The sequence below is a fragment of the Nitrosovibrio tenuis genome, assembly GCF_900109785.1.
In the GTDB taxonomy this organism is placed as follows: Bacteria; Pseudomonadota; Gammaproteobacteria; order Burkholderiales; family Nitrosomonadaceae; genus Nitrosospira; species Nitrosospira tenuis_A.
Map to the genome: position 1 here is coordinate 121715 of NZ_FOBH01000007.1, position 21286 is coordinate 143000.

Below are 21286 nucleotides of genomic sequence, written 5' to 3' on the forward strand. Positions count from 1 at the left end.
TGAGTTGGAACTTATGACCTTGGCCGCACAGCCAGATAAAATCACTCCAGCAATCAAGCAAACCATCAAAAGCCGCATAATCGTATCCTCCTGTTCAGTTTGATTCTATCAGAGCCTGATTCAAAAGGTTGATTCTATCTAGATACTCCTTATACATTTCTGGATGTCTTGCTCTTGTAAATTCAACCCTGTCGCGAGAATCTTTCCGGTAAGCGGTGCAGTCGTAGCAATCCAGCGATGAGTGCTTGATTGAGTAGTGCGCCGGGATTTCCATTCTCGTTGCTAGATAGGCCATCACCTGGTCGCTCGTCCAATCCTCAATGGGTTGAAGCCGTATCATTCCCTCGATTACATCCCCATTCCGGGAAGTGGACTTATGATTTTCATCATTGCGCTGACCGTAAACTATCTCGGTTGCGCCAATTTCCTTTGCTTTAGCGAGCAATGGCAAACTGATATTTTCCCAGCAACAGCTTAGGTAATTTTGTATCATGACCGGTTTCCTGCCGGCTACCATCTGACCTATGCGCGTCCAGTCTACAGGCACAACATCTGCCGGTATCCCTTCGCGCTTGTTTTGCTCGACACGAGCGCAAGTGGCCGAGGAAGACCATCGCGGATAAGATAGGTGTGTCTAGGAATACCCTTTACAGGTGGCAATCAGGGGAGTTCGAGCCGCTGTATTCGCAAGGGGCGGAGCTTTTGAGATTGGCGGGGATGGTTGACGGATGAAGTCTTCTTGCTTGACAATAACCAGCGTTGGAACGCCAGACGTTCAACTTGCCGCAGAGCTTGCGGTTCCTTTGCTACTTAAATTCATTCATGACAAAGCTGAGCGCAATAAGGTGCGCGTTTTACCTTCGGAGCTCGAAAGATCGCAGCGACATTTCGATAGACGCGCAGCGTCGGGAGCTCCAGCAACTAGCGAAGTCACGCAGTTATCTGACCGTCGCTGAATTTGTTGATGCCGTCGAAAGCGGAAAAGATGACAACCGCCCCGGTTTCCAGCAGCTTATCCGCGAAATAAAGAATAAGGATCGGGCGTGGTCTGTAGTGATCATGCTCGATACTTCCCGCCTTTCCAGAAATCAATACATCGCCCACACATTCAAGCACGATTGCGCCAAGCGTGGCGTAACAATACTTTTCTCAAAAACCCCTGAGCTTGACGGTGTAACCGGAATCATCCTGCCCGCCGTTCTTCACGCAATGGACGAGGTTCATAGCTTCATGTCCAAAGAAAAAGGGCTGGCGGGAATGGCTGAGAACGTGCGCCAGGGATTCAGAGCGGGAGGCCGGGCCCCAGTAGGGTACAGGCTCGAGACAATCGCAACCGGAGCAATTCGGGACGGTTCACCTGTCACCAAGTCAAAACTTGCGCCCTCAGAAATGGCGCCCAAAATAGCCGCCTATCTGAAAGGTCGCGCAACCGGCCAAAGCGGAACAAAGTTAATTGTAAGTCTTGGGTTAGAGCTCTCTCGTAACACTATGAACGGGGTTGAATGGAATGCCCTGACCTATGCCGGGCATACTGTCTGGAACGTACACAACGAAACGACGAAGGAGGGTTATGTCGGCGGGGTCAAGCGCAGGCCCAGGGAAGAATGGGTGATTCAACGCGATACTCATCCGGCTCTGATTACCGATGCTGAAGCAGAGGAAATATTAGCTCAGCTAAACCGAGGCAGACTGAAGAACAACCGCACGAAGGCAGTTCACCTGCTAACGGGTATCCTCGTTACTCCTGATGGCGTTGCTTGGCACGGCAACGGCGATCTTTATCGGGCCGGGAAGAAGAACATCAAAGCAGAGCGGGTAGACTCCACTGTGATCACTCAAGTTGCCTCAGACTTGCAATCACCAGCATTCATCAAGTCGCTTACCGAGTCCGCGCACAAGTCTGTAAAACTGACCGACGATGACGCAGAGGGCGCATCGATCAGGAACGAAATAAAAAGGCTGGACGCCAAAATAAATCGATTGTCGAATTTATTATCCGAGACAACGGCAGTAGATACGCTACTTAAAAAAATTGAAGAGTTTGAGAGTAATAAAGCATCGCTGATTGAACAGCTCTCTCAAATTGAAACGGCTCGCAAGCAGTCCAAGGCAATGCTGCAAATTACCGAAGCAGACGTGAAAGCAATGCTTGAGACAATGGCAACTAGCCTGCCTGATCTCGACCGCGAGTCGCTAAAAGACTTTCTGCGCGGCCTTATAGACCACATTACTTTGGACGCTTCTAGTCTAGCCTGTTGTATTCATTACAAAATCAGGCTATCAACTGGGGATTTCAGGGCGTCCCCAAGGGGATTCGAACCCCTGTACTCACCGTGAAAGGGTGATGTCCTAGGCCACTAGACGATGGGGACTGAGGGGCTTTTGACCGGTCTTCAGTCTGTTTCTTAGCAGATTACTGGTGGAGGTAAGCGGGATCGAACCGCTGACCTCTTGCATGCCATGCAAGCGCTCTCCCAGCTGAGCTATACCCCCGGCAAAATGAACGCGAATTATACTGAGCCGTCCTGTTGCAGTCAATGTAAAGCAGCACGACGGTATTAAGGCCCTACTCGGCTCCGTTTGGGAAGTTTTCCAGCTGTTGATCCATGCGTTTGAGGGTTTCCTCCCGGCCTAGCAGTTCCAGCACCGCGTTGATCGAGGGAGTCTGGGTTTCACCCGTTATCATTACCCGTAGCGGCATTGCCACCTTGGGCAGCTTGATTCCGTGTTCCTTGGCGCAATTTTTGATGGCTTCATGGATGGCGTGGCTCTCCCATTCAACCTCCGCAAGCTGCTGCCGAAGGTCGAAAATGGCACCCTTCGCCTCGGCTGTGAAATGCTGCGCCTTGAGCTCGGGGGAAGGATCCAGCGAGCGATAGAAATATACCGCCGCATCGGCCAGCTCAGCCACTGTATTGACGCGCTCCTTGAGCAGATTTGTCACGCTGGTTAAATCCGGCAGACCCGGGGCGGCGGCGGGGTCGCAACCATCCGCCTCAAGAAACGGCCGCGCCAGCGCTGCCAGCCGCCCGTCGTCGGCATTTTTCAGATACTGCTGATTGAGCCATTGGAGTTTTTCGGGATTGAATTTGGCCGGCGAACGGTTAATGGCTGAAAGGTCGAACCACTCGACCAGTTGCTCCCGGCTGAAAATTTCTTCATCGCCATGCGACCAGCCCAGTCGCGCCAGATAATTTATCAGCGCCTCGGGCAGGTAGCCATCTTCGCGGTACTGCATCACCGAAACCGCCCCATGGCGCTTGGATAGCCGCTCGCCATCCGCGCCGAGGATCATCGGCACGTGCGCATACTGCGGCAATGGCGCGCCCAGCGCCTTCAGGATGTTGATCTGGCGCGGGGTGTTGTTGACGTGATCATCGCCGCGAATCACATGTGTAATGTTCATGTCCAGGTCGTCGATCACCACGCCAAAATTGTAGGTCGGTACGCCGTCGCCTCGCAGCAGCACGAGGTCGTCCAGCTCGGTGTTGGCAACGGCTATCTCGCCCTTGACCAGATCGTTGAAGGCAACAACGCCCTCCTGGGGATTTTTGAGGCGCACCACGGGCTTTACCCCTGGGGGCGGCGTTTCCTTAAAATCACGCCAGCGCCCGTCGTACCTGGGCTTGAGCCCGGCGGCGCGTTGCTGCTCGCGCATTGCATCCAGCTCTTCCTTGGTGCAATAGCAGTAATATGCATCACCCGAGCGCAGCAACTGCTCCGCAACCTCATGATAACGCTCCAGCCGCTGCATCTGGTAAAACGGCCCCTCGTCGTAATCGAGCCCCAGCCAGGCCATCCCGTCCAGAATTGCCTGGGTGGATTGCGCGGTGGAGCGTTCGAGATCGGTATCCTCTATTCGCAAAACAAACTTGCCGCCATGCCTGCGGGCAAAGGCCCAGGAAAACAGTGCGGTGCGCGCCCCACCAATATGAAGATAACCGGTGGGACTTGGAGCAAAACGGGTGCGTACCATGGTGAGGAACAAGTTTTTGAAGGGGATGCGTTAGAAAAGAACGGCTATTTTACGCGAGGCTGCCAAATGATGCTGACTCATCTGTTCGACTACATGGCTTGGCGATAGCCTTCCCAGCCCAAGCATGTTGAATAGGGTTCACCTTTTAACATCACCTTATAAGCTACGGGCAGATTTTGAAATATCCATCGAACCTCCAGCTCATCCTGGGGCGTAATCACCGTTGGACCCATAAATGGGGTTGTGTTTCTGTGTAAATCCATGCTGAAACGGGGCTTATGGCGTAAATTAAAAAAATCGAGCAATTGTCTTAATACTGCTTCCTCTTTTAATTGCGTATCCACATCTATAAAAAACACACGATCTTGCCACCGGTTCTGCTGAATCAGTCGCATTGCCCGATATTCAATTTCTATCCATTGCAGCAGATAAAATTGGAATCGGCTTAAGGTGTGCCCGGCATAATACCGAAAGATCTCTTCGTTGCCGGTTAATGCCCAGCGAAAATAACGCTCCCCGGTGTCACCCGTGTAATTCGCAAACGGCAGGTGGATCTTGCGTATCAACCGCTCACGCAGCAGTTCACTTTTGGCTACCTTGGCGGGGTGACGTACAAGGTGAATAAAGCCGGCATTATTCAGCAATACCCCGGCATGACGATTGAATGATTTGAGAAATGCATGATTCGATTCGAAGTAAACTGGCGCTTTACAGTTGGCGATAAAACGGCATTTTCGCTCCAGCACCGGCAATAATGCCTTGTCGTTCTGACGTGTATTCCAGTCTATGGGCTTGCCGAATAGGACAGGATTTCCAGGAACGAAATAGGGTTCGTGCGTGCTATAACACTGTTGCACGTTCTTGACAAAAAAATCAGCCAGGTAACTTGTGCCGGAACGGCCGCTCGCCAACGTAAAAATCGTCAGTTTGGTGCTGTTTGCGAGCATGTCATGTTCGAGGCCAGTTGTTCCGGAGTTAGCTAATATTCAGGCAGTTCGCTATTATGCTTCGAACGGAAAAGTTCTGGTCTCCGCTGTGCTTGAGATCCTTGGTAATACCTCATGGCCATCATATTGCCGCAACCATTCTGCCGGCAGACAATATCCGTTATAGGTGGGTTCGACTACCTCAAACAGCTCGCTCCCTGTGAGCTACGCATGCGTTGACCGAAAACACGGATTCATGCTCTAATTGCGCTCCCTCGGCAGTTACCCATCTGGTAGCGTAGCGGGCGGTTAACTCAGCGGTAGAGTGCCACCTTCACACGGTGGAAGTCACTGGTTCGATTCCAGTACCGCCCACCAATATTCCAGAGCGTCCACCAGGACCGAAAAACCCGCCTTCTTTTCTCTTGGCATTCGCGGAAGCGCGGCTTCACGCCGAGCCACTCGTTTCTGAATCGCTACCCAAGCCATATGAAGCAACCGGCCAGGGCGGAAATCGACCCTCCAAATCTCAATGCATGCCTATGATAATTGCAGCGTGATTTATTCGTGTTTCTTTGCCCTGCTTCATAGTAAATCTGACCCGGGAGACCTCTCGATTCAGCTTGTTCTGCCCATGGGGATAGGCAATACGCTTGCTCCAGTTTGTGGCGTTATTTCTGCTAAAACGATTTACGTATTTTCAGGCGAGCTTCTTGCGGAGCCGTGATGTAACCACCTTCATGCTCATTGCCTCGGGTTCGATGCGGGTACGATGACAGGCGGCGTCACTTCACTTTACGTTGGCGAAAAATTGGCGCCCGGCTCGGTTCTTCAAGCTAGTTCGGCTGGTGGCTCGGCGATACCGTTGGGGGGCTGGTTTTCGCTCCCCTGTTACTGCTCTGGGCGAGCCAATGACTCGATTCGTTAGGCTGCATTGTTCGCATACCGACATCAGCAAACAGAAACGCGCAGAGGAAGAAATGCTCAAAATGAGGAAGGAATTGAAAGTTGGTAACATTACAAATAATATCCAGAATATGAACATCTATAGAGTTCTGCAATATCCTGTTCTCATGCTCAGCGGCATGTTTGCCTATGCATTCCCGCTTGGACCCGCATTAGCCCAAGGCGCAAGCGATATCGAATTTAAAGCCGATGGCAGAACCGTTAAGAGCCTCTCCCTGGAAGAACTTCGCGCAATCGCGCCAGTCGTCTCAGTAAAGGTTTTTGAGGCACATGAAAACAAAGAACGCGTTTATCGCGCCATCGCGGCTCGGCCTGTTTTTGACAAAATATTTGGCAAAAATTGGGAAAAAGCGCAGGAGATCATATTTACCTCCATCGACGGATATCAGCCCAGCATTCCCGCTGCAAAGTTTCTTTCCCATGACGCGTATCTCGCTTTCGCGCATGACGAGGGCGGGCCGTTCACAATGGTCAATACGCTCCAGAACAACGAGAACGTTTCGCTTGGGCCGCTCTACCTGATCTGGGATAATCTTCGTTCAAAAGCGCTGCTTGAATCGGGCGCGTCGGATATGCCCTACCAGATCAAGACTATCGCTCTGAGTTTGGAAACGCCTTATCCCAATACTTTGCCGCCGCCAGGATCATCGGCGCGGGTTCAGCGCGGGTTCGCACACTTTCACAAATATTGCATATCTTGCCACACCATCAACGGCGAAGGCGGCGGCAAGGCGCCGGAACTTAATTACCCGGCAAGCGTGGTCGAATACATCAAACCCGAATACCTGAAACGCTGGATTGAGCATCCCCAAAGCATTCGGTACAACACTGCCATGCCCGCGCTCGGGCAAGAGATTCCTGATCGGGATAAAGTCGCGGATGAGATTATTGTTTATCTCAAGGTGATGAGTATGGGAAAGCGGGCGCCAGCAAAGCAATAGGCAAAAAAATGGCTTGGGATATGCCGAGGCAGGGTTAATCTACCCCGGCGATCGAGCACCCCCCCGTCTGAGGGATGTGACAGTGCAAGTAAAGGCTAAGCATTAAAACCGACCGAATTTTACCGTAACTGATATTCGATCACGATTGTCGAGCTTTCCCCCTTCCCAGAATCATGTCTTTGAGCGCGATCGCATTATTGTGCGCTTCATCATGCGCTGAATACACGAGGGTGATCGGACCTTTGCGCGCCAATTCGCGCAATTTCTGGAGTTGGTCCGGCTGCTGACTTACCTCTTTGGCATAGCGTTCATAAAATTCGTCCCAGCGCTCGGGGTCATGGCCAAACCACTTTCGTAAATCGGCACTCGGTGCTACCTCTTTCATCCATTGGTCGATCGCCGCATTGTCCTTTTTAACTCCGCGTGGCCATAACCTGTCAACCAATATCCTGACGCCATCGGCGGACTCAGGCGGATCATACGCACGCTTCAATTTGACGTTAGCGGCTTTAATCGTTGTACTCACAATCAGGCTTCTTTATAAAAAAAGCTGTGGCTGCTGGCAATATCGTTGAGGTGCAAGTGGCCAGACTGGCAATATAAGGCGAATGTCTAACCGTATTGTTCGCGCCAGGCTTTTCTCCGAATGGCATATTCCGGATGAGCTTCTGCCTGCTTCCACTTCTCATAAAAAATCGCAGCACTTTCCGCCTTTGATGGGTCACCGGTGCCTTTTTCTTTCAGAGCATAGTCATTGTTTCTATCATATTTTATACCCGCCTTGTAATTCGCATATCTCCGTGCGCGGGTGTAGCCCATCTGCAGGAATTTGCGCGCCATGTCAGCGCCAACAAAATCTCCTGCTTTCAAATAAGCTTCAAACATACTGTAAAGAACAGCGCTGCTGTTCCGTGCCATGTCTGGCGTTTTAAAACGCCAGTGTGGCGCCAATTTGCTTTTATAGGGTTCGCAGATCAGTACGCCCTGCTCGCCTTTACCGACGCGATATTTTTCCTGCTCCTTGTGATAGTCGATGTCAGGTTTCCAGGCATAACTATCTTTGTCGAAAGTCAGATAAGAGGGCTCTCGCTTTTTTTCCACAACCAGCGCCTTACCCTCACTGTTGCCCTTTTGTCAGTTCCATGAGCTGACTGAGAACAGCTCTCTTCTGTTCCTCCAATTCGGAATAGCGCGCGTAAAGCTCGTTGAGGTTGCGGGTATATTGCTGGACACGTTCCTGCTGCTCCCGTTGCAACCTGACGAGGTCGTCGTAGTTTAACGGCGGATTGCTGGTCATACCCCCCATGGAATACGGCGCTTGAGCTGGGTAGGGGTTAAGCACGGCCTGCGGCAAATTTCCCTGCGTCTCGTTGCGGCGCAGCTCCTGCACCATCTGAAATTGTTGGTAAACTGACTGCTGCGCCTGGTTCAGCTGGTTCAATGTTATTTCCAATTGGATCACGCGAGGATCTGGCGGCGGATACGGGATTTTTGGATAGGAGTTGGGAGGAGCTTGCGCCAGGACCAGGCCCGGCAGGCTGAACAGAACAAAGATAAAAATGACAGCCTTCATGACTCTCCCTTTCATATATAGCCGCGATGAGTCCTATGGTTGCGCTACGCTAACCTCACCCGCCCGGCGGATGTATGAACAAAATCATTTGTGGTGAACCAAATAGAGTACCCCCATTCGAAACAGGAGTCAGGTGGCTCATTGGTCCGAATTCCGTTTCTGCAATCTCCATGCTAACCTTAATCAGGTAGTATTGATTTCCCTATTTGTAGTATATCCGAGTAAGCCATGCCAGATCCCGATCCCTACGCTGAAGCTGAATTGCCATTTGTCCATAGACCTTTAAAAGCGAGAAAAGGACGCGGGGCGGTGTCGAATCTGCAAGGCCGTCATGAGATATTGATACGGGAAGAGATCGACGATGGCTGGAACAGGAATCCGGGCGATGCTGCGACTGAAGCTGATTCCCGGATTGATACCGATGCTGAATCCGACCATGGAAAGGCATGGAAGACGCAGATCATCGAGGAGCAGGCCAAGACCATTCTGAGCCGCAACCAGTCGCCCGATGTGCCATTCAGCGTCTCCCTCAATCCTTATCGCGGCTGTGAACACGGTTGCATTTATTGTTTTGCGCGTCCCACGCACAGCTACCTTGGCCTGTCGCCGGGGCTGGATTTCGAGAGTAAAATTTTTGCCAAGGTCAACGCCCCTGAGTTATTGAGGCGCGAACTGGCAAAAGCTTCTTATACGCCGGAACCGCTCGCGCTCGGCGTCAACACAGATGCCTACCAACCTTGCGAGCGCGAGCTGCGGCTGACGCGGCGCGTGCTGGAAGTGCTCCGCGAATGCGAACACCCCGTCGCGCTGATCACCAAATCCTCGCTGATCGAACGCGACATCGATCTGTTGGCGGAGATGGCATCCAGACACCAGGCGATGGCGGCCGTAACAATCACCACACTCGACCCGGCAGTGGCGCGCACCCTGGAACCGCGCGCGACGGCTCCGGCCCGCCGCCTGCGCACGATCCGGACATTGACAGATGCCGGGATTCCGGTAGGCGTAAGCGTTGCGCCAGTCATTCCGTTCGTGACTGACTCCGACCTGGAGCACATACTGGAGGCAGCCGCTGAAGCCGGGGCTATCAATGCCGGGTATGTGGTGCTGCGTCTGCCGTGGGAGGTTAGCCCGCTCTTCCGGCAATGGCTGGAAGCGCATTTTCCAGACCGGGCCGCGCGGGTGATGAGCAGGGTGCAGGACATGCGCGGTGGTAAGGACTACGACTCCACTTTTGGCAAGCGCATGCACGGGGAAGGCATATGGGCAGACCTGATTCGCCAGCGTTTCGAGAAAGCCGTTTTGCGCCTGGGCATAGGTATCCGCTCAGGCCGCTTCAAAGGGCTGGATGTTTCGCGTTTTCGTCCGCCCTCAGTTGCTTCAGCCGTTGCTTCGAGCGATGGGTCCATGGCGAGGGGCGGCAACGAGGCCCCAAAGACGAAGGATTTGAAGGTAAAGGCGGGAAGGGATAATCCAGGCGGCCAGTTCGAACTGTTTTAATTGAACCATTACGTCCCTTCTCGCCATGTCAGCGACGGTGTCCATTATTCCAACCGCTTTCAGTCTGATCCACGGACCTGATGTGCCGTATTGCATGCGAATTTGATGGGTTACGCTACACTTTACCCATCCTACTAAACAGTCAGATCCCCGATACGCTCAGTTCCGGGATATTCAGAATGGAGGACACCTGTCCATGGATCAGTTTCTTTCTTCGCAAAGAATGCCATCTTAAACCCCATGCATCCGCCTTTTGCGATTGCCCATCTCAGCGATGAAACCACCTGTGTTGACGCCCTGCTTTCCGCCCTTGAATGGGATAGCGACCGTCGCCGCCGGGTAGGGCTTCAGGCCGAAGGGTTCATTCGCCGCATTCGCGACCGCAAGAGGGACCTGAGCGAGATGGAAACCGTCCTCGAACATTATCCGCTGGACAGTCCGGAAGGGCTCGCGCTGCTGACGCTGGCCGAGGCCTTGCTGCGGATTCCCGACGCTGCCACAGCCGATGTCCTGATTGCAGAAAAAATGGCAGCAGGGATATGGAAAACGTCTCGGAGAGGCAGAGGCGTAATGAAGCTGGCGGGTATCGGCATGAATCTGGCCGGGAAAGCGCTGGGGTCTTTTTTGAGCGATCTCGAGCGCCCCTTTATTCGCAAAACCGTAGAAGAAGCGATAAGGCGGATCGGACGGCAATTCGTGGTAGGCGAAAATATCGCTGCCGCCCTTTCTGCTGCGAAAAAGCTGGAGGACCAGGGATACCGCATGTCCTACGACATGCTGGGGGAAGGCGCCCGCACTGCTGCGGATGCGGACCGGTATTTCGAAACCTATGCGATGGCGGCCGATATCATCGGCAAAGCGGAAAGTTCGAGGCAGAAACCCGGGATGTCGGTCAAGCTGTCGGCGCTTCATCCACGCTATGGCTGGACCCAGAAAGATCGATGCGTTCCGGAAATCATTGACCGGTTGAGCCAGCTTTGCCGAAGGGCTGCAGAAAGCAATATATCCCTCACCGTTGACGCCGAAGAAGCGGACCGGCTGGAAATGTCATGGGAGATTATTTCCGCGGTTGCCAAATTGCCGGGTCTGCGCGGTTGGGATGGGTTCGGGCTTGCCATACAGGCCTACGATAAACGGTGCTTCCGGCTGATCGATGCGATTAGCGATCTGGCTGCCGAAGGGGCGCGAAAGATCCAGGTTCGTCTGGTAAAAGGTGCTTATTGGGATACCGAAATCAAGCATGCCCAGGTTGCGGGGCTGCCCGATTATCCCGTCTTTACGCGTAAAGCCAATACAGACCTGTGCTATTTGGTAGGCGTTCAGAAACTTCTGGCGCTGCGCGAACGTATCTATCCAATGTTCGGCACCCATAATGCCCATACGGTTGCGGCAGTTCTGGACATGGCAGGCAACTCGGGGGGATTCGAATTCCAGCGGCTCTACGGCATGGGTGGAGCGCTGTATGACGTGGTATTGGCCGAATATCCGGTTCCCGTCACTATTTATGCGCCCGTGGGCAGCCATGAAGATCTGCTGCCCTATCTGATCCGGCGGCTGGTGGAAAACGGCGCGAACACGTCTTTTGTCCAACAGATCCGGGGGACCGGTAATGGCGCGGCTCTCAAGGATCCGGTTGAAAAAGCTGCTGAAGCACATCCCAAACGTCATCCCCGGATTCCATTGCCACGGGATTTATACGGACCGGGGCGCAAAAATTCAGCCGGAATGGATCTGTCCGCCGAAATGGTGAGAATCGCGTTTCTGAAGCAGATTCCGCCTTCCCAGGCATGGCGCGGCGTAGCGGTCACGCCCATCATCAATGGTAACTGGGAGATCAAAAGCGGGCCAATTAAAAGTGGATCAAGCAAAAGCAACAGCGACCGACCGCATCATCCCCATGTGAGCCCGGCCAATACCGGTGAAATCATCGCCGATGTCTGGGACACCACCGCGGACCATGTTGAGGCGGCGTTCGCGGCGGCCCGCCAAAGTTCCAAAGACTGGTCCAAAACCCCTGCTGTGCAGCGCGCCGAAACACTGCGCCGCGCTGCGGATCTGATTGAACTCAATGCGCCAAAACTGGTGGGATTGTTGCAGCATGAAGGTGGAAAGACCATCCTCGATTCTGTCAGCGAAGTACGCGAAGCCGCCGATTTCTGCCGCTATTATGCTGCGGAAGGCGAGCGCCTGTTCGCAGAAACCGGAATAACGCTGCCCGGCCCAACAGGAGAGGAAAATCGCCTAGTCCTGGATGCTCGCGGCGTATTTGTATGCATCAGCCCGTGGAATTTCCCGCTGGCTATTTTCATGGGCCAGATCGCGGGTGCTCTGATGGCTGGCAACAGTGTCATTGCGAAACCCGCGGAACAGACGCCCGTGATTGCGTTCGAAGCGGTGCGCCTGCTGCTCGATGCCGGTGTTCCGCCTGGCACTATCACTCTGCTGCCGGGAGACGGGCGGATCGGCGCGGCTCTGGTCGCACATGCAGCTGTGGATGGTGTGGCGTTTACCGGATCGGTCGAGGTGGCTCGCCTCATCAATCGGACTCTTGCTGCTAAGGACGGACCCATTGTGCCCTTCATTGCCGAAACAGGCGGCCAAAACGCGATGCTAGTGGATTCGACCGCCCTGCCTGAACAGGTCATAGACGACGTGGTGCTCAGTGCGTTCGGCTCCGCGGGACAGCGCTGTTCGGCCTTGCGGGTGCTTTGTGTGCAGGATGAAATTGCCGGTGAGATCATCAGATTGCTGCGAGGCGCACTGCAGGAGTTGCGCATCGGTGATCCGCGCTTGGTTTCAACCGACGTAGGTCCGGTCATCGACGCCGACGCGCTCAAATCACTTACCGGCCATGTGGAGAAGCTGCGGAGTTTTGGCAAGCTGATCGGGGAAGCTCCTCTGCCAGAAGGGTTGGCTGGATGGTATCTCGCACCAGTCGCCTATGAGATCGACAGCATTTCCCGCCTGCCCGGCGAGGTATTCGGACCCATCCTGCACGTCATCCGTTATGCAGCCAAAAATCGCACAAGGATCATCCAGGATATCAACGCAACCGAATACGGCCTGACGTTCGGAATGCACAGCCGCCTGCAGCACGTAACCGCTGAAACCGCGCGGCAGATAGAAGCCGGGAATGTCTATATCAACCGCAGCATGATCGGCGCGGTTGTCGGCGTCCAGCCGTTCGGAGGCCGTGGCTTATCGGGCACGGGGCCGAAAGCCGGAGGACCCTATTACCTGCCCCGCTTCGCGAACGAAAAGACGGTGACGGTCAATACCACCGTCACCGGGGGTAATGTTGCCCTTTTAAATGCGGTGGCGGAATAAATCATATACTGGTAGCAGGAATAGAAATGGGAATACCTTTAGCGAAAATTAGCAGCAGGAGGCAATCATGCAGCTTTTGTTGATACTTGGCATTGTTGTCGCCATCGCAGCCGTGGCGTTTGCTCTGCAGAACAATGCCCCGGTAACAGTAGCTCTGGGGATATGGAGCTTCGATAGCTCACTGGCTATGGTGCTGTTGCTCGCACTGGGCATAGGTGCAATGATTGCCGTATCGCTGTCATGGCCAAGCATGATCAAGAATGTGTGGGCAGGCTCGCGCCTCCGCCGCCAGGTCAACCAGTTGCAGGATGATAAGGCCATGTTGGAGCAGCGTGTTGTCCAGCTTGAAGAAGAGCTGAAAAGGGTAAGCCCAGCGCCCGTTCCGGAAGAGCCCCCGCGTTATCTGGGGTTGAAGTCGATACTCATCGGCGGCAAAGCCGAAAATACGAAGGAATAAGCCCTTCTTCTACTTTGTATGTACACCTCTTCGTATGTATGCGGCATAGCCATTCGCCCCATTCTCCCCCCTTTGGGCCACTCTATGAAGTAAATCTCTGCCTCATCCTGGCTGTGGTTGTACAACCATGCCCGCAATCTCGCCGGCTTCCAGCTTTTTCCACAAACACTTGCCCTTGCTCTCGCGCTCGATGCTATCCAATTGCTGCGCGTGCGCTTCCAGTTCTTCCGGGCTGGCAACCAAAACGATCAATTGCAGATCGTGCAGGTTGATGGCAATGTCAAGCTCGGACGGCGCCTCAAGGTCCATCAGCAGGCTATCCTGCCCGCGCGTCATCGCCAGGTAGACTTCGGCCAGCAACTCGGCATCGAGCAGAGCACCATGCAACGCCCGCCGCGAATTATCGACCTCATAGCGTTCGCACAGCGCGTCCAGATTGTTTTTTTTGCCGGGATACAGCTCCTTGGCCATCTTCAAGGTATCAACGATTGAATGGCAACATTCGCTCAATGGCCGAAGCTCCGCCAGGCCCAGTTCATGATCGAGAAACCCGACGTCGAACGAGGCGTTATGCATGATGAGCTCGGCGCCGCGGATGAATTCAAGCAGTTCGTGGACAATATCGCGGAATTTTTGCTTATCCTGAAGAAACTCGTTGGTCAGTCCATGGACTTGCAGTGCACCCTCCTCTATATCGCGCTGGGGATTCAAATAATAATGAACGCGCCGCCCCGTCAGTCTGCGGCTGTGCATTTCCACCGCGGCGATTTCGATAATTCGATGGCCTAGCCTGGGTTCCAGTCCGGTCGTTTCAGTGTCGATAAAGATCTGGCGCATGGGGTACTCAGTCGCATTCCATTCGTAATAGTGCCTTCAATTACTCACTTTGGGGGGTGAAATCGAAAATTTTGCAAAATTCCTATTTCAAACCTGAGATCCATTGGGCGCGGTTTCCCGCACCGACTGAACTCCAAGATTAGCCAGAGTATCCGCCCGTTCATTGCCGTCGTGGCCGGAATGGCCGCGAACCCATAGCCATTCGATTCGGTGGCGCTGGGTCAGCAGGTCAAGCTCTTTCCATAAGTCGTCATTCTTGACCGGTTTCTTATCGGCGGTGCGCCAATTGCGGTTTTTCCATGAATGTATCCATTCGCTGATGCCCTTCTGCACGTATGTCGAATCGGTATGCAGGCGCACATTACACGGCTGTTTCAGCGCTTCCAGCGCGCGGATCACCGCAAGCAGTTCCATACGGTTATTGGTGGTCAGCTTTTCACCACCGAACAGCTCGCGCGTGTGCCCATTGTATCGCAGCAAAGCACCCCAGCCGCCGACCCCCGGATTACCTTTGCAAGCTCCGTCTGTGAATATCTCCACTACGCAGGCGCCTTTCGTATTCAATCTCCGCCTTGCCCTATCCTGCTGCGCGCCGCCCTGCGCGGTTCATTTCCGCACGTGTCCCCGGTAAACTTCTGAGGTTTCGGCGCCTTCTGAGAAATGGGAGACATGCCCCTCCTGGCAGCCCGCACCTCTTTCCACTCGGGCTTGATTACGCGCATACCATGAACGCGCTTGACAGCCGTCAGAAAATATACCCCGCCGGAAAACGGCCACCATCGGTCGCCTGCCGTCTCCATAAAGCTGAAACGCTTCAACCATTTTTCCTGGCTGAACGGAGGCGCATAGCAGCATAAACGATCTTCGGTAATTTCAAAATCGAGCAAGGCTAACCAATCCTTGAGTCTCGGCCGCGCGATGAAATTGCCGCGCCAAGGGAAATTGTCTTCTATAGAACCGAAGAGTCCTCGCAAACCCCAAAGGCTGCGAGGATTAAAACCACCGATAATAGCGTGGCCCTCGGGCATCAGCACCCGCTGCACCTCGCGCAGGATCTGGTGCGGGTTGAAACTGAATTCGAGTATGTGTGGCAGCAGTACCAGATCGATACTGTTCGTCTCGATCGGCAGGAAATCAGGAGCCCCCCGCACCCCAGCACCCTCTTCCATTGCGACACAGAATTGCAGCGGCATGCGATTGGTCCGCAGAAAAGGGTATTGCGGAAATCCGATCTGCATGGCATGGTAGCCGAACACATTCGCCACGGCCTGATCGTAATAGTTCTGTTCCCGCTCCAGCAAATATTGGCCGAGACAGGTTTCAAACCATGCAAGCTTATTTCGTGTTGGCATATATAATGTCAGAGACGGGACAATCGAACCAGGCCGCGAGCCCGGCCGCGCTGAGCACGCGACCCCGATTCAACCGGGACCAGGGCGAATGTTCATTAACCGATTTTCCCACTATCTTCATGCAATCCTCTACTTAACTCAACCGCGCCATTATCATGACTATGCCGCATATTGTTGCGATTCGCGCATTTACCGATAATTATATATGGGTTATCCGTGATCATTACCATGCCGCCGTGGTTGACCCGGGCGATGCCGCGCCCGTATTGGATTACCTGCGGCAGGAAAGTCTAAAGCTCGTCGCCATTCTCAACACTCATCACCATAACGACCATGTGGGCGGAAATGCCGCGCTGCTGCGAGACTATGCAGTGCCGGTCTATGGGCCTGCGGGCGAACCGATTCCAACGCTCACCCATCGCCTCAAGGAGTCCAACGACAGGGAGAGCGAGGAAGGCTGCGCTTATATTTCAGAATTCGCGCTCAGCCTCCGAGTGCTGGATATCCCCGGCCATACCGCCGGGCACATTGCGTATTATGGCGCAAACATGCTGTTTTGTGGCGACACCCTCTTTGCCTGCGGCTGCGGGAAATTATTCGAGGGTACCGCAAAGGAAATGGCCGACTCATTGCAGAAGCTGGCTGATCTGCCTAATGAAACCCTGGTCTATTGCGGACACGAATACACACTGAACAATATCCGCTTCGCCAGAGTGGTCGAGCCGAGCAACCAGGCGTTGATCGAACGGGAAGCGGCCGTGGAAAAGCTGCGCAAGCAGAGCCTGCCTACCCTTCCCTCCACCATTGGATTGGAAAAAGCCACCAATCCATTCCTGCGCTGCCAACAGCCGGAAATCATCAAAAATGCCAGCAATTACGCAGGTGAACCCTTACCCGACCCGGTGAGTGTATTTGCCGCAATTCGGAACTGGAAAAATCATTTCTGATCCTCGTACAGAACCTTTGTTATAGACTCGGCGGATCGTAGCGAGCATCGCTCCTCTGCAACGAGGAGCTGCTGAGTCTATGTCATCCTCCATAAAAGCGGAATCCGGGGTCCTCGTTCATGTCCAGAGGGCACGAAAGGGCATGAAAAGCGGCCCACGCTTAACGGGTGGAATATTCTTTTCCTCCCCACCTCGGATAGGCCAGAATCTTATTGATAAAGTCCTTGAATGATCGACCGCTTGAATTGTCTCAGGATTATGCTTTACTTCGATAAGCGCTAGAATGGCCGTAGCCCCCAAAAGGGTTACATAGTCACATCAACTCAACCGCAATCAGGAGGATGAAACGACATGAACCCTTTGAAACAGTTACAGCAATACGGCCAATCGATATGGCTGGATTATATTAGCCGCGATCTCATTAAAAGCGGCGAATTGCAGCGCCTGATTACCGAAGACGGCCTGCGCGGGTTGACCAGTAATCCCACGATTTTCGAGCAGGCTATCGGGCACGGTAGCGAATACGATGATGCGCTGTGCCAACTGCTGAAAACCAACGAGAAGCAATCAGAAAAAGCGCTGTTCGAGGCTCTGGCTGTCGAGGATATTCGCATGGCGGCCGATGTGCTTCGACCGGTCTATGATGGAACAAGCGGCGGCGATGGCTACGCCAGCCTTGAAGTCTCGCCTCATCTTGCCCGCGATACCCAGGGGAGCATCGCGGAAGCGCGGCGACTATGGCGAGCTGTGCAACGTCCCAACCTGATGATCAAGATTCCTTCCACCCCCGAGGGCATCCCTGCTATCGAACAATTGACCAGCGAAGGCATCAATGTCAATGTCACCCTGATGTTCTCGTTGCGCCACTATGAAGCTGTGGCGCGCGCCTATATCGCCGGGTTGGGCCGCTGGGCGGATTCTTCGCCAGGTGGCGTGAAAGAGGCATGGCCGCATTCAGTTGCATCGTTCTTCGTAAGCCGGGTCGATGTCATGGTCGATCCCATGCTGGAAAAAATCGGCGCTCCGGAAGGGCTCGCGCTGCGCGGCAAAATCGCCGTTGCCAATGCCAAGCTCGCTTATCAGCGCTTCCGCGAGGTATTTTATGGTGAACCATTCGCTGCGCTCCGCCGCAAGGGGGCGCGCGTGCAGCGGCCGCTGTGGGGCAGCACGGGCACAAAAAACCCTGCGTATTCGGATGTGCTATATGTGGAAGAATTGATAGGCCCCGATACCGTCAATACCGTACCGCCCAAGACCCTTGCGGCATTCCGCGACCACGGCCGGGTGCGTAATACACTTCAGGAAGGCGTCGAGCAGGCCAAGGCGGATATTGCACAGCTGGGAAATCTGGGGATCGATCTCAATGCGATTACTGAACAATTGCAAAACGACGGCGTGGATGCTTTCGCCGCGTCGTATGACAAGCTGCTCGTCACGCTGCAAACCAAGCGGCAGGATATTCTTGCCACCTGCCATCACGCGGCCTGAATCCCTGACGTATCGTTTTTAATTGTTAAAGCAACTGCGGAGAATTCGATGGAACTTGGGATGATCGGCATGGGGCGCATGGGCGGTCCCATGTCCCAGCGCTTGCTGCGCGGCGGCCATCGCGTGATCGGCTACGCTCGCCACCTGGATGCGCTCAGGCAGTTGGAGGAAAAAGGCGTCATCCCCGCATCATCGCTTGAAGACCTTATCGCCAGGCTGAAAGCCCCGCGCGCGGTTTGGCTGATGATCCCGGCAGGTGGAGCGGTGGACGAGACGATTGCCGCGCTGCGGCCGCTGCTCCAGTCCGATGATGTGATTATCGACGGTGGAAACTCGAATTACAAGGATACTCAACGCCGCGCGCAAATGCTGAAGGCGAGCCGGATTCACTACGTGGATGCGGGTACCAGCGGTGGAGTGTGGGGCCTTGAAAATGGGTACAGCATTATGGTGGGTGGCGAAGAAGAAGTAGTCACCCGGCTTCGGCCCATCTTCGAAACCCTGGCTCCTGCCCCCGACAAAGGCTGGGGACGCGTCGGCCCCAGCGGCGCCGGGCACTTCACCAAAATGGTTCATAACGGCATCGAGTACGGCATGATGCAGGCCTACGGTGAAGGCTTCGCGCTCATGCGCCATAAAACGGAATTCAATCTCGATCTGCATCAGGTAGCCGAGATCTGGCGCGACGGCAGCGTGGTGCAATCCTGGCTGCTCGACCTCGCGGCTTCCGCGCTGGCGGAAAATCCTCATCTGGACGGAATCGCCCCTTATGTGGCCGATTCCGGCGAAGGACGCTGGACGGTAGCCGAGGCGATCGATCTCAACGTTGCCGCACCGGTCATCACGTTGGCCTTATTGCAGCGGCTGCAGTCGCGTGATTCTGAATCGTTCTCGAACAAACTGCTGTCCGCGCTACGCAACCAGTTTGGCGGGCATGAGATGAAGAAGAAGTAGGAGAGCTGCGTAGGGCGTGGAGAAGCAAAGCGCAACCCGTCAGGCTTTTAGATCAGGCTCCGTATAATCGGACGCGTCTAATTTTTCGCATCTCTCAGGGCCTGACTGGTATAGATAAGCCGCGCCACTAGGATTCGCATGCGAGTTACCGACAGAAGAAACAAGGTTTCCTCTATGGCGAGCAACCCAAGCCCGTTCCGCCCGGAAACAGCTCTATTTAGCTCTATTTATGCTGCCTGACGTAAGCAATGGGTGACGAAGAACCCGCTCTCGATGAGCCGTGTGGGTTGGCCCGGGCTTCCTGACCGTAATTTTGTCGCCCAAACCGATCGATACTCATTTCCTGCTAATATCCCGTTACAACCTCCAAGTTTTCGCTCAGACTGATCCATCGTTTGTTTGATCAACTCCTCCTATCTACCTCGGCCAAAAGGAAGTAGCGATCGCGAAAACTATTCCAGAGCAGGTCTTTTTACCTAAACTGGAATTTGGGAGAATTTGATATGAATGACAACGTCAAACCAAGCCAACGGACATGCTCGAGTCTAAAATACGGCCAGCAAGCAGGAGGAATTTTCAATGCACAACCCCTTCCGAAATGATAACGTGGGTAAACTGATTCTGCGCCTCACCGCGGGGGGGCTGATACTGTTCCATGGGATATTCAAGTTACTCCATCCGGAGTCTCTGGGTTCCATCAGTAAAATGCTCGCGGGTATCAATTTACCCCCGTCCCTCGCCTACGGCGTTTTTCTTGGTGAGGTTGTCGCACCCCTGATGGTTATTCTGGGGTTTTATGCCCGCCTCGGCGGTTTGCTCATCTTCGGTAACATGGTTTTCGCGCTTATGCTGGCTCACCGCACCCAATTATTCACCTTGACCCCCAACGGTGGCTGGGCACTGGAACTGCAAGCGTTTTACTTATTTTCCGGTCTTGCGGTATTATTCCTCGGCAGCGGCCGCCTGGCGCTTAAACCAGACTAGAGATGCTTGAACCAGACTCACCACTTGTAGAGAAATTCGCACCGATAGCACAACAAAAGAAAAAGGATAAACCTCTATGTATATCATTGTCACTCTATGAACGCGCCTGATCCCACACAGTGCCGTTGGCACGTATATGCCGATAAAGCCGCTTTGCAGGATGCCGCAGTCAGCGCCATCCTCGACAGCGCGGCGCTTTCAATTCGAGAACGGGATCGTTTCAATCTGGTGCTCGCGGGCGGCGAGACGCCTCGGGAAATCTACCAGAGGTTGCGCTCGGCCCCGACGGATTGGTCCCTCTGGCACATCTATTTCAGTGACGAGCGCTGCGTGCCGCCAACCGAAGCAGAATTGAACTCGCACATGGCTGGCGAAGCCTGGCTCGACCACGTGCCCATCCCCCGGACACAGATTCATATTATTCCGAGCGGGCCACGCGCGGATAAGGCAGCAGAGGAATATGCGCAAACCCTGCGCGGCGTTGACCCCTTCGATTTGACCTTGCTCGGACTCGGAAAAGATGGCCACACCGCCAGCCTGTTCCCCGGCAATGAATGGGGCGTCGCGCCTGATTCACCTGATACACTCGCTGTGTTCAATTCACCCGTACGCCCACCTCAGCGCGTAACGCTCAGCGTTGCGCGACTCAACCGCTCGCGCCAGATAATCTTCCTTGTGAGCGGCGAATCGAAGCGTAGAGCAGTGGCAAGATGGCGTGCCGGCGAGCACATTCCGGCGCGAGCAATCATGGGTGAAAACGGTGTCGATGTGCTGGTCGAGTCGTCCCTGTTATCATAATTGCCCGCCCGAGCTGTGGTAACCCGGCGAAGTTTTATGCCGGGTATAAGATTCTCGCAGAGAAGACGGCATGCAACGCTTCATTGAATTGAAGCCAGGTTGAGATATTATCCATACACCCATGCTGTAAATATATGCATTATGCATGAGAAAACCTGCGCGGGAAGAAGCCGGACGACCCTACTTTGGCGGGTCATAACCGAAGCAACGTTTCGGAGAATGTTTTGAAGTGTTTCTGGTTGACGATATCGCTCGGGACG

The 21286-nt window shown here is 54.1% G+C and carries 20 protein-coding genes and 3 tRNA genes; 12 read left to right on the forward strand and 11 right to left on the reverse strand.

What is annotated here, in order from left to right:
* Positions 1 to 94: 94 nt before the first annotated feature.
* Entirely contained in the window at positions 95 to 493 is a 399-nt protein-coding gene (locus tag BMX00_RS10055) for a phosphoadenosine phosphosulfate reductase domain-containing protein (RefSeq protein WP_177171834.1), read from the reverse strand.
* A gap of 59 nt (positions 494 to 552) precedes the next feature.
* On the opposite strand from BMX00_RS10055, the gene BMX00_RS15125 reads away from it, so the two are divergent.
* Complete coding sequence (locus BMX00_RS15125; RefSeq protein WP_090828892.1) at positions 553 to 732, forward strand: helix-turn-helix domain-containing protein; 180 nt, start codon at positions 553 to 555, stop codon at positions 730 to 732.
* Positions 733 to 822: 90 nt separating this feature from the next.
* Positions 823 to 2337, forward strand: a complete 1515-nt coding sequence (locus BMX00_RS15130) for a recombinase family protein (protein WP_090828932.1) — start codon at positions 823 to 825, stop codon at positions 2335 to 2337.
* Here the strand turns inward: BMX00_RS15130 and BMX00_RS10070 are convergent.
* The 4 genes from BMX00_RS10070 to BMX00_RS10085 all read right to left on the reverse strand — a co-directional run bounded on the left by BMX00_RS10070 (position 2300) and on the right by BMX00_RS10085 (position 4923).
* Positions 2300 to 2372 (reverse strand) — tRNA-Glu (locus tag BMX00_RS10070). The genes BMX00_RS15130 and BMX00_RS10070 overlap by 38 nt on opposite strands.
* A 45-nt stretch (positions 2373 to 2417) precedes the next feature.
* Positions 2418 to 2493 (reverse strand) — tRNA-Ala (locus BMX00_RS10075).
* 73 nt (positions 2494 to 2566) lie between these two features.
* Entirely contained in the window at positions 2567 to 3976 is a 1410-nt protein-coding gene (gene gltX / locus BMX00_RS10080; RefSeq protein ID WP_090828893.1) for a glutamate--tRNA ligase, read from the reverse strand.
* Positions 3977 to 4065: 89 nt separating this feature from the next.
* Positions 4066 to 4923, reverse strand: a complete 858-nt coding sequence (locus tag BMX00_RS10085; RefSeq protein ID WP_090828894.1) for a hypothetical protein — start codon at positions 4921 to 4923, stop codon at positions 4066 to 4068.
* 282 nt (positions 4924 to 5205) lie between these two features.
* Between BMX00_RS10085 and BMX00_RS10090 the strand changes: the two genes are divergently transcribed.
* Positions 5206 to 5280: transfer RNA gene (locus BMX00_RS10090), tRNA-Val, on the forward strand.
* Between the two features lie 659 nt (positions 5281 to 5939).
* Positions 5940 to 6809, forward strand: coding sequence for a c-type cytochrome (locus BMX00_RS10095; protein ID WP_090828933.1), 870 nt, complete (start codon positions 5940 to 5942; stop codon positions 6807 to 6809).
* A 139-nt stretch (positions 6810 to 6948) separates the two neighbouring features.
* Here the strand turns inward: BMX00_RS10095 and BMX00_RS10100 are convergent, their stop codons facing one another.
* From BMX00_RS10100 to BMX00_RS10110, 3 genes are all read right to left on the reverse strand, one after another.
* Positions 6949 to 7335 carry a DUF488 domain-containing protein gene (locus BMX00_RS10100; protein WP_090828895.1) on the reverse strand — a complete coding sequence of 129 codons (387 nt, stop codon included), beginning with the start codon at positions 7333 to 7335 and terminating at the stop codon, positions 6949 to 6951.
* An 86-nt stretch (positions 7336 to 7421) separates the two neighbouring features.
* On the reverse strand, positions 7422 to 7910 hold the full coding sequence (locus BMX00_RS10105; protein ID WP_090828896.1) for a DUF4385 domain-containing protein: 489 nt from the start codon (positions 7908 to 7910) through the stop codon (positions 7422 to 7424).
* A gap of 16 nt (positions 7911 to 7926) precedes the next feature.
* Positions 7927 to 8382 (reverse strand): hypothetical protein, encoded by a 456-nt coding sequence (locus BMX00_RS10110; RefSeq protein ID WP_090828897.1) that lies wholly within the window; start codon positions 8380 to 8382, stop codon positions 7927 to 7929.
* 228 nt (positions 8383 to 8610) lie between these two features.
* Between BMX00_RS10110 and BMX00_RS10115 the strand changes: the two genes are divergently transcribed.
* From BMX00_RS10115 to BMX00_RS10125, 3 genes are all read left to right on the forward strand, one after another.
* Positions 8611 to 9882, forward strand: a complete 1272-nt coding sequence (locus tag BMX00_RS10115) for a PA0069 family radical SAM protein (RefSeq protein WP_090828898.1) — start codon at positions 8611 to 8613, stop codon at positions 9880 to 9882.
* A 240-nt stretch (positions 9883 to 10122) separates the two neighbouring features.
* On the forward strand, positions 10123 to 13209 hold the full coding sequence (gene putA / locus BMX00_RS10120) for a bifunctional proline dehydrogenase/L-glutamate gamma-semialdehyde dehydrogenase PutA (RefSeq protein WP_090828899.1): 3087 nt from the start codon (positions 10123 to 10125) through the stop codon (positions 13207 to 13209).
* 67 nt (positions 13210 to 13276) lie between these two features.
* Positions 13277 to 13666 (forward strand): LapA family protein, encoded by a 390-nt coding sequence (locus BMX00_RS10125; RefSeq protein ID WP_090828900.1) that lies wholly within the window; start codon positions 13277 to 13279, stop codon positions 13664 to 13666.
* A gap of 102 nt (positions 13667 to 13768) precedes the next feature.
* Here the strand turns inward: BMX00_RS10125 and dnaQ are convergent, their stop codons facing one another.
* The 3 genes from dnaQ to BMX00_RS10140 form a co-directional block, all read right to left on the reverse strand.
* A complete protein-coding gene (gene dnaQ, locus BMX00_RS10130) occupies positions 13769 to 14503 on the reverse strand; it encodes a DNA polymerase III subunit epsilon (protein ID WP_090828901.1) in 735 nt (244 codons plus the stop codon).
* A gap of 87 nt (positions 14504 to 14590) precedes the next feature.
* A complete protein-coding gene (gene rnhA / locus BMX00_RS10135) occupies positions 14591 to 15067 on the reverse strand; it encodes a ribonuclease HI (protein ID WP_090828902.1) in 477 nt (158 codons plus the stop codon).
* Positions 15064 to 15855, reverse strand: coding sequence for a class I SAM-dependent methyltransferase (locus tag BMX00_RS10140; protein WP_090828903.1), 792 nt, complete (start codon positions 15853 to 15855; stop codon positions 15064 to 15066). The genes rnhA and BMX00_RS10140 overlap by 4 nt, the downstream gene beginning before the upstream one ends.
* Before the next feature lie 161 nt (positions 15856 to 16016).
* On the opposite strand from BMX00_RS10140, the gene gloB reads away from it, so the two are divergent.
* The 5 genes from gloB (at position 16017) to pgl (ending at position 21026) form a co-directional block, all read left to right on the forward strand.
* Complete coding sequence (gene gloB, locus BMX00_RS10145; RefSeq protein WP_090828904.1) at positions 16017 to 16802, forward strand: hydroxyacylglutathione hydrolase; 786 nt, start codon at positions 16017 to 16019, stop codon at positions 16800 to 16802.
* A gap of 351 nt (positions 16803 to 17153) precedes the next feature.
* The gene (tal, locus tag BMX00_RS10150) at positions 17154 to 18290 is read left to right on the forward strand and encodes a transaldolase (protein WP_090828905.1); all 1137 of its coding nucleotides are present in this window, start codon (positions 17154 to 17156) and stop codon (positions 18288 to 18290) included.
* A gap of 48 nt (positions 18291 to 18338) precedes the next feature.
* Positions 18339 to 19244, forward strand: coding sequence for a phosphogluconate dehydrogenase (NAD(+)-dependent, decarboxylating) (gnd, locus tag BMX00_RS10155; protein ID WP_090828906.1), 906 nt, complete (start codon positions 18339 to 18341; stop codon positions 19242 to 19244).
* A gap of 579 nt (positions 19245 to 19823) precedes the next feature.
* Complete coding sequence (locus BMX00_RS10160) at positions 19824 to 20228, forward strand: DoxX family protein (protein ID WP_090828907.1); 405 nt, start codon at positions 19824 to 19826, stop codon at positions 20226 to 20228.
* A 96-nt stretch (positions 20229 to 20324) separates the two neighbouring features.
* Complete coding sequence (gene pgl / locus BMX00_RS10165) at positions 20325 to 21026, forward strand: 6-phosphogluconolactonase (RefSeq protein WP_090828908.1); 702 nt, start codon at positions 20325 to 20327, stop codon at positions 21024 to 21026.
* Positions 21027 to 21286 lie beyond the last annotated feature (260 nt).

Excerpts from the sequence above, each read along its gene's own strand:
- gnd (WP_090828906.1), top strand. The coding sequence starts at position 18,339 with ATGGAACTTGGGATGATCGGCATGGGGCGCATGGGCGGTCCCATGTCC.
- gloB (WP_090828904.1), top strand. The coding sequence starts at position 16,017 with ATGCCGCATATTGTTGCGATTCGCGCATTTACCGATAATTATATATGG.
- BMX00_RS10140 (WP_090828903.1), bottom strand. The coding sequence starts at position 15,855 with ATGCCAACACGAAATAAGCTTGCATGGTTTGAAACCTGTCTCGGCCAA.
- BMX00_RS10085 (WP_090828894.1), bottom strand. The coding sequence starts at position 4,923 with ATGCTCGCAAACAGCACCAAACTGACGATTTTTACGTTGGCGAGCGGC.
- BMX00_RS15130 (WP_090828932.1), top strand. The coding sequence starts at position 823 with ATGACAAAGCTGAGCGCAATAAGGTGCGCGTTTTACCTTCGGAGCTCG.
- BMX00_RS10055 (WP_177171834.1), bottom strand. The coding sequence starts at position 493 with ATGATACAAAATTACCTAAGCTGTTGCTGGGAAAATATCAGTTTGCCA.
- gltX (WP_090828893.1), bottom strand. The coding sequence starts at position 3,976 with ATGGTACGCACCCGTTTTGCTCCAAGTCCCACCGGTTATCTTCATATT.
- BMX00_RS10095 (WP_090828933.1), top strand. The coding sequence starts at position 5,940 with ATGAACATCTATAGAGTTCTGCAATATCCTGTTCTCATGCTCAGCGGC.
- BMX00_RS10125 (WP_090828900.1), top strand. The coding sequence starts at position 13,277 with ATGCAGCTTTTGTTGATACTTGGCATTGTTGTCGCCATCGCAGCCGTG.
- BMX00_RS10160 (WP_090828907.1), top strand. The coding sequence starts at position 19,824 with ATGCACAACCCCTTCCGAAATGATAACGTGGGTAAACTGATTCTGCGC.
- dnaQ (WP_090828901.1), bottom strand. The coding sequence starts at position 14,503 with ATGCGCCAGATCTTTATCGACACTGAAACGACCGGACTGGAACCCAGG.
- BMX00_RS10115 (WP_090828898.1), top strand. The coding sequence starts at position 8,611 with ATGCCAGATCCCGATCCCTACGCTGAAGCTGAATTGCCATTTGTCCAT.
- BMX00_RS10110 (WP_090828897.1), bottom strand. The coding sequence starts at position 8,382 with ATGAAGGCTGTCATTTTTATCTTTGTTCTGTTCAGCCTGCCGGGCCTG.
- tal (WP_090828905.1), top strand. The coding sequence starts at position 17,154 with ATGAACCCTTTGAAACAGTTACAGCAATACGGCCAATCGATATGGCTG.
- pgl (WP_090828908.1), top strand. The coding sequence starts at position 20,325 with ATGAACGCGCCTGATCCCACACAGTGCCGTTGGCACGTATATGCCGAT.
- putA (WP_090828899.1), top strand. The coding sequence starts at position 10,123 with ATGCATCCGCCTTTTGCGATTGCCCATCTCAGCGATGAAACCACCTGT.